Genomic DNA, 14915 nt, shown 5'->3' with positions numbered 1-14915 from the left:
CCCTCCCGATGTGAACGATATGGACCGCGTGCGATTCTTTAACGCCCAACCAGAGTGCGAGCCGACCTGCGGAGCACCGGGAGGCACTGGTGGACTTGGGCATTCGCGTCCTCGGCCCCGTCGAGCTGCGCCGCGCCGGGCACGGCGACCGCCTCGGGTCGGCGAAGGAGCGCCTCGTCCTCGCCGCCCTCGCGCTCGACGCGGGCCGCCCGGTCTCCCTGGACACCCTCATCCACCGGCTGTGGGAGGACGCCCCGCCCGCCAAGCCGCGCGCCAGCGTGCACGCGTACGCGGCACGCATCCGCCGCCGGCTCCGGGCCGTCTGCGACGGCGAGCTGCTCCTCCAGCAGGCGCACACCTACACGCTCGCCCTGCACCCCCGCCAGGTCGACTGCCACCGCTTCGCCGAACTCGCCGACCGGGCCAGGGCCCTGACCGACGGCGGCGGCGACGCCGAGGCCCTCGGCCTGCTGGGCGAGGCGGAGGAGCTGTGGCACGGCGAGCCGCTGGCCGGGCTTCCGGGGCTCTGGGCCGCCCGGGTGCGCGCGGGCCTGGAGGAGAAGCACCTCGCCGCGCATCTGACGCGCTTCGGCATCGAGCTGCGCCGGGGCCACTTCGCCGAGCTGGTGCCCGAGGTGGGCGCGCTCCTGGAGCAGTACCCGAGCGACGAGACGCTCGCCTGCCAGCTGATGACCGCCGCCTACGGCTGCGGGCGGCAGTCCGACGCGCTGCGCGTGTACGACACCGTCCGCCGAAGACTGCGCGAACAGCTCGGCACCGACCCGGGCGACGCGCTCACCCGGCTGCACCGGCTCGTCCTGAACGGCGCGCCCCTGCACGAGCTCCTGCCGCCGCCCGAGCCCGCCGTGGCCGCGCCCCGCACCCTGCCGAGCCACCCCGAACTGGTCGGCCGCACCCACGAGTTGGACACCATCCTGAGCGCGGCGCCCGCGCGGGCCGAGCCCGGCGCCGTCATCGCACTCCAGGCCATCTCCGGCATGGCCGGGGTCGGCAAGTCCCTGCTCGCCCTGCACGCGGCGCGGCGCCTCGGCGGCCGCTACCCCGACGGCCAGATCCACCTCGACCTGCGCGCGCACTCCCCCGGCCAGGAGCCCCTCACCCCCGAGGCCGCGCTGATGGCGCTCCTGCGGGTCCTCGGCGTACCGGCCCGCGCCGTCCCCGACACCCTCGACGAACTCGTCAACCTGTGGCGTACGTTGCTCAGCGCCCGGCGCGCGGTCATCGTCCTCGACGACGCGGCGGGCCCCGAGCAGCTGCGCCCGCTCCTGCCCGGCGCCTCCCCCTCGCTCGTGATCATCACGAGCCGCCGCCGGATCACCGGGCTTCCCGGGGTGCGGCCCGTCCTGCTCGACGTGTTGCCGCCGGACGACGCCGTCGCGCTCTTCCGGCGCCTGGCCGGGCCGGAGCGCACGGGCCGCGCCCACGAGGTCGCGGACATCGTCCGGCTCTCCGGCTACCTGCCGCTCGCCATCGAACTGGCCGCCGGACGCCTCGCCTCGCGGCCCGCCTGGACCACCGCGAACCTGCTCCACCGGCTCACCCACGGGCACGGGCGCCTCGCGGAGATCCGCGACGGGAGCCGCGAAATGGTGCGCGCGTTTGAAGTCTCGTACATGACCTTGACCGCCGAAGAGCGGGCTGTTTTCCGGAAGCTCGGGCTCCAACTCGGGCCGGATTTCGAGACGTTCACGACGGCCGCGCTCACGGGGCTTCCCGCGCACCGGGCCGAGCGCGTCCTGGAGTCCCTCCTGGACGCGCACCTCATTCAGGAGCCGCGGCCTGAGCGCTATGTTTTCCACGATCTCCTGGGTGAATATGCGCGTACGCTTTCCCTGTCGGAAGATCCAGCCGAGGCGCGCGACGGGGCGCTGCGCGGGCTGATCGATTTCTACGTACAGGCATCCGACGCCGCGGACCGCCTGGTCTATCCCCGCCGGGCCCGCCCCGACCTGCCCCGCCCCGCCCGCGGCCGCGCCCTGCCCGCCTGGCCGAGCCCCGACGCGGCCCGCCGCTGGCTCACCGCCGAACGCGCGGGCCTCGTCGCCGCGGAACGCCACTGCCGCGCCGAGAACGCCTTCGGCGACGCGGCACTGCTCGCCGGGGCGCTGGCGAACTTCCTGGACGAGGAGGGGTACGCGATCGAGGCGCAGCGGATGCACGAGTCGGCCGCGCGGCACTGGCGCACGGCGGCCCGCCCGGACGCGGAGGTCCGCGCCCTGCTCGACCTGGGGACGGCCCTGTCGCGCGGGGGCCGGTACGAGGAGGCGATCGCCGCGATGGGGCGTGCGCGCGAGGTCGCCGACCGCCTCGGCGACGCGGCGGCGCGAGCCGAGACCGAGCACCTCCTCGGCCTCCTGTACTGGCACCTGGGCCGCCAGCCGGAGGCTCTCGCCCACCAGAACGAGGCCCTGGCCCTGCGCCGGCCCACAGGAGACGGCTGGGAGATTGCCCGTTCCCAGAACAATCTGGGCATCACCCATCTGTACTTGGGAAATTTCGCGGATGCCGAGGAGCATTTCCGTTCCGCTGTCGAAGGCTTCCGCGCGTCCGGCGACGAGATCCAGCTGGCCCGCACGCTCAACAACCTGTCCGACCTCAGAACGGCCACCGGTGACCGCGCGGCATCGAGGGACTATCTGCAACAAGCCCTGCGCCTCCTGGAGAAATCCAGCAGCCCGTCCGCGCATGCCATCACTCAAGTAAATCTGGCCAATACCATGAGCTCGCCGACCGAGCTCAACTCGATGCTGGACCTGTTCCAGGATGCCTTGACCACATTCCGTCGCCTGGGCGACCTGCGGAATGCCTCGATCACCCTTCATGGAATGGGGCAGGCTCTGTTAGCCGCCCATGAATTCCACGAGGCGGCACACCACCACCGGCGCGCCCTGGATCTGGCCAGGAGCATCGGCGCCGCGCACGAGGAGGTCCAGGCACTGCACGGCCTGGGCACGGCGGAGCGGCACCTCGACCAGCCGGAGGCGGCGGCCGGGCACCTCACTGAGGCGGTCGCCATGGCGGAACGCACCGGAAACGGGCACGAAGCCGCGCGTGCGCGCGACAGCCTGAGCGTTCTACTCGCGGAGACGAAGCGGCGCGAACAGCGAAATCGACAGTCCCGCCGACAGGCCATGTAATACCAGAAGAGTTCCCGCCGAGGGCCGTGATCACAAAGGTGCCGCCCAAGGGTTGATCTTCCGTGCGCGCCGCGATACTACTGCTGCCGCACCCCCCTCCCCCCTCGCATCAAAGGCAAGGAATTACATGTCCGCAATTCCAACTGAATCCCGGCGGCGGGTCGCCAAGCGCGGTTCGATCGTCGTTCTCATGGCGTTTGTCCTTCTCAGCACCACAGCCATCTGCATGCCGTCGGACGCACGGACCTCGACGAAGCCCCCCACGCGTCTGAGTCGCTGAGCCCCGCACCGCGGCGACGGGCCGGTCCGTCGCCGCGCCTCCGCGATAGCCTCACGATCATGTTCGTCATGGAGCTCACCTACACCGCCCCGGTCGACCGCGTCGACGCCCTGCTCGCCGAGCACGTCGCCTGGCTCGACGCGCAGTATGCCGCCGGGGTGTTCCTCGCCTCGGGGCGGAAGAACCCGCGGGACGGCGGGGTGATCCTGGCCGTGGGGGACAGCCGGGAGGAGATCGAGAGGGTCGCGGCGCTCGACCCGTTCGTCACCGGCGGGGTGTGCGCGTACCGGATCACCGAGTTCCTGGCCACGAAGACGGCGCCCGCCCTTGCCGACTACCGGCAGCAGCTGCCCGCCTAGCGCCGTTCGAGGCGCGCCACGCGGCCCTTCTCGCCCGCCGCCCAGCAGCCGAGGTCCGGCGCGCAGTCCACGGTGTCGTACGAGCCCGCGTCGACCGTGCGCCAGGAGCGCCCCGCGTCCGTCGTGAGGTCGGTGCCGGTGGGCCCGACGGCGAGGGCCGTGGTGCGGCTGTACGGAAGCCAGGCGACGCCCGAGCGGTAGGCGGGCACGGGGCGCGCGGCCGGCCGCCAGGTGCGCCCGCCGTCGCGGGTCACGGCGGCGGCCCGGGGCGACGCCTCCCCGGCGCGGTAGTCGCCGCCGACGGCGAGCCCGTGCGTACGGTCGCGGAAGGCGAGGCCGAAGACCCCGCGCGCCGGGTCCCCCGCCGGGATCGGCGCGTCGGTGGCCGTCCAGGTCAGGCCCCGGTCGGCCGAGTGCAGGACCCGGGCGCGGGCGGCGCCCCCCGTGGCCAGCCACACGTCGCGCGGGCCCGCGCTCACCAGGCACTGGCCGCTCGCGGCGAAGGCGCTCTCGCCCTCCTGGGCGGCGGGCATGCCCATGGCCGGAAGGACCTCCCAGGAGCGGCCGCCGTCCGCGGTGGACAGGATGCGGTACTTGCCGTCCACCGGGTCGCTCATGGCGAGCCCGTGACGGCGGTCGAAGAAGGTCATGCAGTCGTAGAAGGCCTTGGGGTCCGGATTGCGGAAGGCCTCCGTCCAAGTCTTGCCGCCGTCGGCCGTGCGGTAGAGCCGCGAGGCCTCGCCCTCGCCGATCGCGAGGGCCACGGCCCGGCGTCCGTCGAACGCCTCGACGTCGCGGAACTCCAGGCCGGACGCCCCGGGCGGCGAGACGTTCCGCCAGTGCGCGCCGCCGTCCGCGGTGCGCAGCACGGTGCCCTTCGAACCGGCCGCCCAGGCCGTGCTCCGGCTCACGGCGGCGAGGCCGCGGAAGCGGGCGTCGGTGCCGGTGGGCTTGAGGTCCCAGCGCGGGGAGCCGCCCCGGTGCGCGGCGGCCCCGCCGCCACCGGCCTGCGCGGCCGTACCGCCCCGGGCCCCGGCCGCCGCTCCGGCCCCGGGCCCGGCCCCAGCCCCGGCCTCCGCCGCGGCCCGGTCCGCCGCCCCGGCCGCTCCCGGCGCGACCAGGGACGCCGCCGCGAGCGCCACCGCGCCCAGCGCCACTCCCAGACCGCTCGCCCCACGTCGCGTCACCCGTCCCGTACGCACCACACGCCCCCTGACGTCCGTATGCCTCAGCTGCCCCGTGGATCTCCTGGCGGGCGAAGCTAGCCCACGGCGCGGGTGGCGTCCAGATGGCCGAACCGGGGCACTCGTGGGGCCGACGGCCGGAACCGTGCCGCGGTTCTCGGTGTCGCGGTGACAGAGGTCACTCGGTCCGACCGGGCCTCGCATGCACGGATTCCCCGATTCCAACGTCTATTCAAGTGCCCGACCTCCGTCGTGCACACCCAGGTCGTCCAGTCGCCAGAGTCAAGGGAGCAGGCCTTGTCCACTGTCATCGAGCAGGCCGTCGAGGCCCGCCTGGTCGCCGCCGCACCCCGGATGCCGACCATTCCCGCCACGCTCCACTACGACCAGCGCGACCCCTTCGCGGTGCGCATGAGCTTCCCGGCCCCGGCGACCCTTGAGGGCGTCGAGGTGCACTGGACCTTCGCCCGCGACCTGCTCAGCCAGGGCGTGGAGGACACGGTGGGCGACGGCGACGTCCGCGTGCGGCCGTACGGCTACGAGCGCACGGTCCTGGAGTTCCACGCCCCCGAGGGCACGGCCATCGTGCACGTCCGCACCGGTGACCTGCGCCGGTTCCTGCACCGCACGATGGTCCTCGTCCCCGCGGGCCAGGAGCACCGGCACGTGGACCTGGACCAGGACCTGGCCGATCTGATGCGCGACGCCTGCTGAGGCACGGCCGCACCCCGGGCCGCCGCACCCGCCGCACCGGGCCGCCACGCCCCCGCACCGGGCCGCCGCGCGCCCCGCTGTCAGCGGCGGAAGAGGCCGTCGACCTCGCCGAAGTCGAGCCCGCCCGTCAGTGATCCGTACGTTCCCTCGGTGAGCAGTTCCCGCGCCGCCCCGCGCACCAGCGCGTGCGCCGCCTGGGCGATGCCGGAGCCGACGCTGACGCGCGCCACGCCGAGGGCGGCGAGCCGCGCCACCGGCGGTGCCCCCGGTCCCGCCATCACGTTGACCGGCCCGTCGACCTTCGCGACCAGGGCCTCGACGGTCTCCGGGTCCACCACCCCGGGGACGAAGACGCCGTCGGCCCCGGCGTCGAGGAACGCGGCGGCCCGCTCCAGGGTCAGCGCGAACCGTTCCGCCGCCCCCTCCCCCGCGCCGCGCAGATAGGTGTCGACGCGCGCGTTCACGAACAGGGGCACGCCCGCCGCGTCGGCGGCACCGCGCGCGGCCGCGATCCGCCCGGCCTGCTCGGCGACCGGCCGCAGCGGCTCGCCCCCGGTGTGGCGGCCGTCCTCGATGTTCACGCCGACCGCGCCGGCGGCGAGGACCGCCCGGACGGTGTCGGCGACGCCCGCGGCGTCCTCGGCGTAGCCGCTCTCGACGTCGGCGCTGACGGGCACGGAGACCGTGTCCACGATCCGGGCCACGGCGGCGAGTGCCCGGTCACGGGTGAGCCGGTCGCCGTCACCGGCGCCGAGGGCCCAGGCGAGCCCGGCGCTCGTGGTGGCGACGGCGGCGGCTCCCGCCGCCTCCACGAGCCGGGCGCTGGCGGCGTCCCAGGCGTTGGGCAGGACCAGCGGGGACCCGGGGACGTGCAGGTCGCGGAAGGCGGTGGCGAGGTCGTTCGCATGCGTCATGCGCAGCACTCAACCAGCCCCGCCGCACCCGGTCCGGCAGGAATCCGACACGGTCGTCGAGGACGACGCACCCGCGCCCGCGCCCGGGGCGGAGGGAAATCGTGTTGACAGCGCTTCCGGGCGCTTCTTACGGTGGTACCGCTTCTGTTGCCGCCGATTGGAGAAGGACGTTGCTCGTCTGAGGTCTTGAGACACCGCGTCACACAGCCGTTCCACCGCTGTGTGCGTCGCGTGCGACCTCGGCGTACGAGCCGTCCCGCCCCGGCACAGGGCCCTCCTTCCGTGTCCGGCCCCTCAGGCCCGCCACGTCCGGCCCCCGCGGTGTCTCACACGCGTTGCCCCCTTCACACCACCGAGCAACCGCGAGGCCGTATGTCTACCGTCCCCACCCCGTCCATCACCTGTACGTCGCTGTCCTTCGCCTGGCCCGACGGCACCTCCGTCTTCGAGGGCCTCCAGGCCGCGTTCGGCCCCGGCAGGACCGGGCTCATCGGCCGCAACGGCTCGGGCAAGTCCACGCTCCTGAAGCTCGTGGCGGGCGAACTCGCCCCGGCCGAGGGCACCGTGCGCACCGCCGACGACGTCGGCTACCTGCCGCAGAACATCACCCTCGGCACCGCCCTGCGGGTCGAGGAGGTCCTCGGCATCGCCGGGACGCGCGCCGCCCTGCACGCCATCGAGGCGGGCGACGTGCGCGAGGAGCACTTCACCGCCGTCGGCGACGACTGGGACGTCGAGGAGCGCGCCCGGGCGACGCTCGACCAGCTCGGGCTCGGCCACATCGGCCTCGACCGCACCACGGGCGAGGTGTCCGGCGGCGAGTCGGTGCTGCTTCGCCTGGCCGCGCTGCTGCTGCGCAGGCCCGGCGTCCTGCTGCTCGACGAGCCCACCAACAACCTCGACCTGTACGCCCGGCGCCGCCTGTACGCGGCCGTCGACGCCTGGTCCGGCGTGCTCGTGGTGGTCAGCCACGACCGCGAACTCCTGGACCGCGTCGACCAGATCGCCGATCTGCACGAGGGCGAGGTCACCTGGTACGGCGGGAACTTCTCCGCGTACGAGGAGGCGCTGGCCGTGGAGCAGGAGGCGGCGGAGCGCATGGTGCGCGTCGCCGAGGCCGATCTGCGCAAGCAGAAGCGCGAACTGGCCGACGCCCAGGTCAAATTGGCCAGGCGCAAGCGGTACGGCCAGAAGATGTGGGACCAGAGGCGCGAGCCGAAGATCGTCATGGGCAACCGCAAGCGGGCCGCCCAGGAGTCCGCGGGCAAGCACCGCATCCTGCACGAGGAGAAGCTCGCCGAGGCCAAGGAGCGCCTCGACGACGCGGTCGAGGCCGTGCGGGACGACGACGACATCCGCGTCGACCTGCCCCACACGGCGGTGCCGCCGGGCCGCACCGTCCTCACCCTCAGCAATCTGACGCTGCGTTACGGGGCGCGCGTACGGGGCGAGTTCGAGCTGCGGGGACCGGAGCGGGTCGCGCTCGTGGGCCGCAACGGCGCGGGCAAGACCACGCTCCTGCGGACCATCGGCGGGGACCTCGCACCGGTCGGCGGTGAGGCGCTCGCCCACGTGCCGCTGCGCTTCTTGCCGCAGCGGCTCGACGTGCTCGACGACGATCTGACCGTCGCCGAGAACGTGGCGCGGCAGGCCCCGGACGCGACCAACAACCGGGTCCGGGCCCGCCTCGCCCGCTTCCTGTTCCGGGGCGCCAAGGCCGACCAGCAGGCGGCGACCCTGTCGGGCGGCGAGCGGTTCCGGGCGGCGCTCGCGGCGCTCATGCTGGCCGAGCCGGCGCCCCAGCTGCTCCTGCTCGACGAGCCGACGAACAACCTCGACATGGCGAGCGTGCGGCAGCTGTCCTCGGCCCTGGAGGCGTACGAGGGCGCGCTGGTCGTGGCCAGCCACGACGTGCCGTTCCTGGAGTCGATCGGCATCACGCGCTGGCTGCTGCTCGACGGCGAGATCAAGGAGATCACGGGAAACCACCGGGAGAACATGGAAATCCAGACAGGAGCTGTCGGGTATCCCGAATAGCTTCGGCGGTATGCACGCAGCTACCGACCATGGCCACATCACCCTCACCGGCGCCCGCGAGAACAATCTGAAGGAGGTGGGCCTGCGCATCCCGAAGGGCAGGCTCACCGTCTTCACCGGCGTGTCCGGCTCGGGCAAGTCGTCGGTCGTCTTCGACACCGTCGCCGTCGAGTCGCAGCGCCAGCTCAACGAGACCTTCACCTGGTTCGTCCGCAACCGCCTGCCGAAGTACGAGCGGCCGCAGGCGGACGCCATCGAGGACCTGGCGCCCGCGATCGTCGTCGACCAGAAGCCGATCGGCGGCCACTCCCGGTCCACCGTCGGCACGATGACGGACATCTACTCGGTGATGCGGGTCCTGTTCTCGCGGCACGGCAGCCCGAGCGCGGGCCCGGCCACCGCGTACTCCTTCAACGACCCGAGCGGCATGTGTCCGGAGTGCGCCGGGCTCGGCCGCACCGTGCGGCCCGACTACGACCGCATCCTGGATCCGGCCAGGTGCCTGGCGGACGGCGCGGTCCTGTTCCCGCCGTTCGCCGCCGGGACCTGGCAGGGGCAGACGTACACCAACTCCCCCGACCTCGACCCGCACAAGCCGCTCGGCGACTTCACCGCCGAGGAGCGGCACTTCCTGCTGCGCGGGCGCCGGGACACCAGGAAGGTCAGCGTCGACAACACCGGCGGCGCCCGCGCCATCGACTTCGAGGGCCTCGCCGACCGCTTCGAGCGCCTCTACCTCCACCGCGACCTGTCGGCCCTGTCGCAGAAGACCCGCGACCTGGTGCAGGGCTTCCTCGTCGAGGGCCGCTGCCCCGCCTGCGCGGGCGCGCGGCTCAACCCGGCGGCGCTGGCCAGCCGCATCAACGGCCTGAGCATCGCCGACTGCGCCCGCATGGAGGTCACCGACCTCATCGCGGAGCTCGACCGCGTCGAGGGCCCGGTCGCGGGCCCCGTCGCCCGGGCCGCCGTCGCCGCGCTCGAACGCGTCGAGGCGATCGGCCTCGGCTACCTCAGTCTCGACCGCGAGACCTCCACGCTCTCCGGCGGCGAGGGCCAGCGCCTGAAGATGGTCCGGCACCTCGGCTCCAGCCTCACCGGGATGACGTACATCTTCGACGAGCCGAGCGTCGGCCTGCACCCGAGGGACGTGGGGCGCCTGGGCGATCTGCTGCTGCGCCTGCGCGACAAGGGCAACACCGTCCTGGTCGTCGAGCACGACCCGGACGTCATCGAGATCGCCGACCACGTCGTCGACATGGGCCCGGGCGCGGGCACCCACGGCGGCCGGGTCGTCTTCGAGGGCACCCCGGACGAGCTGCGCGCCGCCGACACCCCGACCGGCCGCGCCCTGCGGCGCCCCGCGCGGGTGAAGGAGCAGCCGCGCGAACCCGTCGGCGGCGCCTGGATCAAGGGCGCGGACCTGCACAACCTCCAGAACGTCAGCGTCCGCGTGCCCCTCGGTGTGCTCACCGCGGTCACCGGTGTCGCGGGCTCGGGCAAGAGCACGCTCGTCGCCGGGGCGTTCACCGCGCAGCACCCGGACGCCGTGGTCGTCGACCAGTCGGCCATCGGCATCTCGGCCCGGTCGACCCCGGCGACCTATCTGGGGGTCATGGACCGCGTACGGGCCCTGTTCGCCCGGCACACGGGCACGCAGCCGGGCCTGTTCAGCTTCAACTCCAGCGGCGCGTGCGAGCGTTGCCAGGGCCGTGGCGTCAGCTACAGCGACCTGGCGTTCATGGACCCGGTGACGACGACCTGCGAGGAGTGCGCCGGGCGGCGGTTCAAGCAGGAGGTGCTCCGGCTGACCGTGGGCGGCCGCTCGATCGCGGACGTCCTGGACATGACCGCCGAGCAGGCCCTCGGCTTCCTGGCGGACTTCCCCGACCCGGCGGTGCGCCGCCGCCTCGGCGCCCTGCGGGACGTCGGGCTCACCTATCTCACCCTGGGGCAACCGCTGAGCACCCTCTCGGGCGGCGAGCGCCAGCGCATCAAGCTGGCCACCCAGCTGCACAGGACCGGGACGACGTACGTCCTGGACGAGCCGACGACCGGGCTGCACATGGCGGACGTCGACGGGCTCCTCACCCTGCTCGACCGGCTCGTCGACGCCGGGAACACCGTCCTGGTCGTCGAGCACAACCTGGACGTCGTCCGGCACGCGGACTGGGTCATCGACCTCGGCCCCGACGGCGGCAAGCACGGCGGCCGCGTCGTCTTCGAGGGGACGCCGCGCCAACTGCTCGCCGCCGAGGGGTCGTTCACGGCGGAACACCTGCGTCGCGCGGTGGTCGCGTAGGCCTTCACCGCGGCCCGGTGGTCGCCGGGCCGCGGCGCGTGTTCACTTGCCGGTGAGGGAGATGGCCAGGTCCGTGATGTCCACGGCGGGGAACCGGCCGATGAGCTCGGTCTCGCCGGTGAACAGGTTGACGTTGTAGAGGCTGGACTTCACCGTGCCGGACGGCGGGCCGAGGATGGCGAAGCCCGCGTTCGAGACGGTCTTGCCGCCCGAGAGGGTGCTGTAGATGTCGAGGCCCGCGTTGGGCCCCGCGTCGACGCCCAGGGAACCGACCGACGACAGGGTGCCGTTGTTGGCCGGGGCCTGGACGACCAGCTGGTCCAGCTTGGTGTCGATGTCGAACAAGAGGGTGCCGGTGGCCCCGTTCAGGTCATTGTTCGTATAGGCGGCCGCGCTGACACCCCTGGCCAACCCGGGTGTGGGCGGAGTGGTGAGGACGCCGTCCTCGACCGTGGTGTGGTCGTTCAGGTTGTGCCGCAGGTTCTGGCCGTTGTCACTGATCACCCGGAGCCGGTCGGCCGCCGGGTTGAAGTCGACGCCGAAGTTGGTGCCGTACAGGTCGAACTGGAGCTGGGAGACCTTGGTGGCGGTCGGGGCCGGGACCTCGGGCGGCCACTTGAACGTGTAGATCCCGCCCTTGTCGCCGACCCCGTACAGCTTGCCGTCCTGGACGCGGAAGTCGATGCCGACCACCTTCTGGTCACCCTTGAGGCCGACGATGTCCCGCACCCAGTCCAGTTGCTGCGGATTGTCGGTCTTGAACGCGGCCATCGAGAGGCCGTCGCTGCTGATCCCGTACGCCTGGAGGCTCGGTGTGGCGGCGGGCGCCGCCGAGCCGGTGCCGGGCGCGCCCATCACGAGCGCTGTCGACGCGGTGAGGAGTGCGACCGCCGCCGCGAATCTCCTTCTGCCGTGCGTTCCGCTGCGAATCTTCATCGGTGGTTCCCTCCCGTTGTTCCTTGAATACGTCATGGGGCACATGCGAGGTGTCCCGATCGCCACGGCGTTCCCCCCACGGGCGGGTGCAGGGTTCCCATTAAGCCCAGGTCACCGGGGGCCGACAAGCGCTTGCCGGGACAAGGGCGCCCCGTTCGCGGAACTTTGCGCGCGGTGACAAACGAACGCCCGCCTCCCCGGCCGGAATGTGTGCGAGGTGTGAACGCCGACCGGATTCCCCCTGTCGGGCCCTTCGCGCGCGGTGGCATGCTCTCGGCCATGGGGAGCCTCTTCGCCGAGCTGGCCCGGCAAGCGGCGAACAGCGCGCGCCGGGAGGTAGAGACGTACACGCGCGAGATCCCGGAGTTCGCCTCCCTGGACGCCGACACGCGCGCGCGGGCCGAGACGCTGGAGTACGCGGTGTGGCTGCGCCGCCGGACGCTCGAACTGTCTCCGGACAACACCCCGTTGACGGCGAGCGACCTGGCCGACATCGCCTCGATGGGCGAGGTGCGGGGCGGCTCGGGGATGTCCCTGGAGTCACGGCAGCGGGTCCTGCGCCTGCACACCGCGCTGATGCTGCGCGAGATCAACGAGGCCGTCGAAGCGCAGCCCGGCGGCGGCGCCGAGGAACTCCTGCGGATGATGAGCTGGTTCGCCCCGCAGGGCGAGCGCGGCATCGCCGCCTACTGCCAGGGATTCGTGACCGCCCTGAGCCGCCGTCTGCCGTACGTCGAACAGGTCGCCCTGCTCGCCAGGGCGCTCCTCGCCGACGACCCCATGGCGGCGGAGCTCGCCGCGGCCGTGGACATGGAGCTGCCCGGGTCCTTCGCGGTGACGGTGATCCGGGTGCCGCACGGGGCGGGGGGCCGGCACGGCCCGGAGCGCGAGGTCGAGGCGCTGGTGAAGACCCACCGGGTGCCGATGGTGTGGTGCCCGGCGGGCGACGGGGGCGGCGAGCTGATCGCGCTGGTCCCCGGCACCGACCCGGACCCGGGGCCACGCACCGTGACCGACCGCGCACCCGATCGCCTCCCCGGGCTCGTGTTCGACCCCGTGCCCGACCTCGCTCTCGACCTCGTGCGGGACTTCGCCGGAGCCGTCGGCCGCCCCTGCGCCGCGGGCACCGCCACCGCACCGGTCGCGGAGCTCGCCGACGCCCTGGAAGGAGCCCGGCGGATCAGCCGGGCGACCCCGCTGCGCCGGGCGCCCGCCCGGCTGCGGCCGCACACCGCGGCGGACGTCTTCGTCGAACTCGCTGTCGTGGACGTGCCGTTCGTCGACTCCTGGCTCGCTACAGTGGCCCGGCACCTCGAACCCGGGCCGGACCTCGTACTCACTCTCGACGCCTACTACCACCACGACATGGACCGGGGAGCCACGGCGGCCGCCCTCAACGTGCACCCCCGCACCCTCGACTACCGGCTGCGCCGGGTCCGTGACCTCACCGGTCTCGCGCCGGGCTCGACGCGGGGCGTACGGGTCCTCAGCGCGGCCGTCACGCGGCGCCTGGCGGTGCGCTGAGACCACCGTCACTCTTTACTGCGGGTTTAACCTACGGGAACGTAACCTACGATGCCGTAGGTAACCCCGCTCGCGGCACCCCGTGGCGCCCCCTTCCGTCCCCCCTCCCCCTCCCCCTGGAGCACCCGTGACGCTCACCTCTCCCCACCTCGGCAGCCCGGACACCTGGACCGACGCCCGGTTGCTGTACGCGCTGGAGGAAGTGGTCGAGCAGGAGCTCAACCGCCATCTGAAGGTCGCCAAGGACTGGATGCCGCACGAGTACGTGCCGTTCTCCGACGCGCGGAACTTCCCCGGCCAGTTCGAGGACGGCGAGGCCTGGGCGGTCGGGCAGTCGCCCGTCACCGACGTCGGGCGCATCGCCCTCGTCGTCAACCTCCTCACCGAGGACAACCTTCCGAGCTACCACCACGAGATCGCCACGCTCTTCGGGCGCGACGGGGCCTGGGGCACCTGGGTGCACCGCTGGACAGCCGAGGAGGGCCGCCACGGCATCGTCATGCGGGACTACCTCCTCGCCTCCCGCGCGGTGGACCCGGACGAGCTGGAACGTTTCCGTATGGCACACATGAGCGAGGGGTTCGAGTCGGACAACCGGCACTCGATGCTTCACTCGGTCGCGTACGTGGCCTTCCAGGAGCTGGCCACCCGCATCTCCCACCGCAACACCGGGCACCAGTCGGGCGACCCGGTCTGCGACCGGATGCTGGCGCGCATCGCCACCGACGAGAACCTGCACATGGTCTTCTACCGCAACCTCCTCCGGGCCGCCTTCGACCTCGCGCCCGACGCCACGATGATGGCCGTACGGGACGTCGTCGTCGGCTTCCGCATGCCCGGGCACGGCATTCCCGGCTTCGAGCGGGCCGCCGCGAAGATGGCCATCGGCGGGGTGTACAACCTCCGCATCCACCACGACGACGTGCTCCAGCCCGTGCTGCGCTTCCTCAAGATCATGAGCGTTCCCGGGCTCGGCCCGGAGGGGGCGCGGGCCCAGGAGGAGCTCGGGCTCTTCCTCGACGGGCTCGACGGGGAGGCGCGGCGCTTCGACGAGCGGCTCGCGGCCCGCCAGGCACGCATCGACGCCAGGACCGGGGCCAAGGCCCGGGCCTGAGACCGGCCCGGCCAACAGCCCCACCGCTACCGCGCCGGGCCTTCCTCCCCACCCCCCCCACCCGATACCGCCCCGGCTCCGCGGGCCCGACCCCGACGCTCCGCGCTGCGAGTGGCGCCGCCCCGTGCCCCGACGGGGGCGGGTGGGCGGGGCGGGCCACGCCGCGGGAGCCGTCCCCGGCACTGGGCCGGGGGCCGGTGGGTGGGGCCGCCCCGGCCGCGGGAAGCGGCCCCGACGCCGGCCCGGGGCGGGTGGGCCGGACCGTGCGCCTCCCCGCTGTGGGCAATCGTCCCGCAGGGCGGGACGGGTGGGCACAGCCCCGGGTGCCGAGCAACCGCAGGAGCAGGGGCCCAGCGCCAGGGACCGCCCCAGGTGCCGCCCCGCGTGGAGGACAGG

The 14915-nt window shown here is 73.3% G+C and carries 10 protein-coding genes; 7 read left to right on the top strand and 3 right to left on the bottom strand.

What is annotated here, in order from left to right:
• Positions 1-89: 89 nt before the first annotated feature.
• Together MQV74_RS33225 and MQV74_RS33220 are read left to right on the top strand one after the other, a co-directional pair.
• Positions 90-3158, top strand: a complete 3069-nt coding sequence (locus MQV74_RS33225) for an AfsR/SARP family transcriptional regulator (protein ID WP_242726301.1) — start codon at positions 90-92, stop codon at positions 3156-3158.
• Between the two features lie 339 nt (positions 3159-3497).
• Positions 3498-3797, top strand: a complete 300-nt coding sequence (locus MQV74_RS33220; protein ID WP_242726299.1) for a YciI family protein — start codon at positions 3498-3500, stop codon at positions 3795-3797.
• On the opposite strand, the gene MQV74_RS33215 is transcribed toward MQV74_RS33220, so the two are convergent.
• A complete protein-coding gene (locus tag MQV74_RS33215) occupies positions 3794-4984 on the bottom strand; it encodes a WD40/YVTN/BNR-like repeat-containing protein (protein ID WP_374120729.1) in 1191 nt (396 codons plus the stop codon). The genes MQV74_RS33220 and MQV74_RS33215 overlap by 4 nt on opposite strands.
• Before the next feature lie 294 nt (positions 4985-5278).
• Here MQV74_RS33215 and MQV74_RS33210 point away from each other — a divergent pair, with 294 nt between their 5' ends.
• Positions 5279-5695 (top strand): SsgA family sporulation/cell division regulator, encoded by a 417-nt coding sequence (locus MQV74_RS33210; protein WP_242726297.1) that lies wholly within the window; start codon positions 5279-5281, stop codon positions 5693-5695.
• An 80-nt stretch (positions 5696-5775) separates the two neighbouring features.
• Here MQV74_RS33210 and MQV74_RS33205 read toward each other — a convergent pair whose 3' ends face one another.
• Positions 5776-6609 (bottom strand): isocitrate lyase/PEP mutase family protein, encoded by an 834-nt coding sequence (locus MQV74_RS33205; protein ID WP_242726295.1) that lies wholly within the window; start codon positions 6607-6609, stop codon positions 5776-5778.
• Between the two features lie 372 nt (positions 6610-6981).
• On the opposite strand from MQV74_RS33205, the gene MQV74_RS33200 reads away from it, so the two are divergent.
• Positions 6982-8646: an ABC-F family ATP-binding cassette domain-containing protein gene (locus MQV74_RS33200; RefSeq protein WP_242726293.1), complete on the top strand. Its 1665-nt coding sequence runs from the start codon at positions 6982-6984 to the stop codon at positions 8644-8646.
• A gap of 10 nt (positions 8647-8656) precedes the next feature.
• Positions 8657-10945, top strand: coding sequence for an ATP-binding cassette domain-containing protein (locus MQV74_RS33195; protein WP_242726292.1), 2289 nt, complete (start codon positions 8657-8659; stop codon positions 10943-10945).
• A gap of 42 nt (positions 10946-10987) precedes the next feature.
• Here the strand turns inward: MQV74_RS33195 and MQV74_RS33190 are convergent, their stop codons facing one another.
• Positions 10988-11881: a DUF4394 domain-containing protein gene (locus tag MQV74_RS33190; RefSeq protein WP_242726289.1), complete on the bottom strand. Its 894-nt coding sequence runs from the start codon at positions 11879-11881 to the stop codon at positions 10988-10990.
• A gap of 279 nt (positions 11882-12160) precedes the next feature.
• Between MQV74_RS33190 and MQV74_RS33185 the strand changes: the two genes are divergently transcribed.
• Positions 12161-13405: a PucR family transcriptional regulator gene (locus MQV74_RS33185; protein WP_242726287.1), complete on the top strand. Its 1245-nt coding sequence runs from the start codon at positions 12161-12163 to the stop codon at positions 13403-13405.
• A gap of 127 nt (positions 13406-13532) precedes the next feature.
• Positions 13533-14519: an acyl-ACP desaturase gene (locus MQV74_RS33180; protein WP_242726285.1), complete on the top strand. Its 987-nt coding sequence runs from the start codon at positions 13533-13535 to the stop codon at positions 14517-14519.
• Positions 14520-14915: the final 396 nt, after the last annotated feature.

Source organism: Streptomyces sp. AN091965 (genome assembly GCF_022698285.1).
GTDB lineage: Bacteria > Actinomycetota > Actinomycetes > Streptomycetales > Streptomycetaceae > Streptomyces.
Note: the sequence above shows the minus strand (reverse complement) of the source record. Positions and strands in the feature narration are given on the sequence as shown.

Excerpts from the sequence above, each read along its gene's own strand:
- MQV74_RS33220 (WP_242726299.1), top strand. The coding sequence starts at position 3,498 with ATGTTCGTCATGGAGCTCACCTACACCGCCCCGGTCGACCGCGTCGAC.
- MQV74_RS33205 (WP_242726295.1), bottom strand. The coding sequence starts at position 6,609 with ATGACGCATGCGAACGACCTCGCCACCGCCTTCCGCGACCTGCACGTC.
- MQV74_RS33200 (WP_242726293.1), top strand. The coding sequence starts at position 6,982 with ATGTCTACCGTCCCCACCCCGTCCATCACCTGTACGTCGCTGTCCTTC.
- MQV74_RS33195 (WP_242726292.1), top strand. The coding sequence starts at position 8,657 with ATGCACGCAGCTACCGACCATGGCCACATCACCCTCACCGGCGCCCGC.
- MQV74_RS33190 (WP_242726289.1), bottom strand. The coding sequence starts at position 11,881 with ATGAAGATTCGCAGCGGAACGCACGGCAGAAGGAGATTCGCGGCGGCG.
- MQV74_RS33185 (WP_242726287.1), top strand. The coding sequence starts at position 12,161 with ATGGGGAGCCTCTTCGCCGAGCTGGCCCGGCAAGCGGCGAACAGCGCG.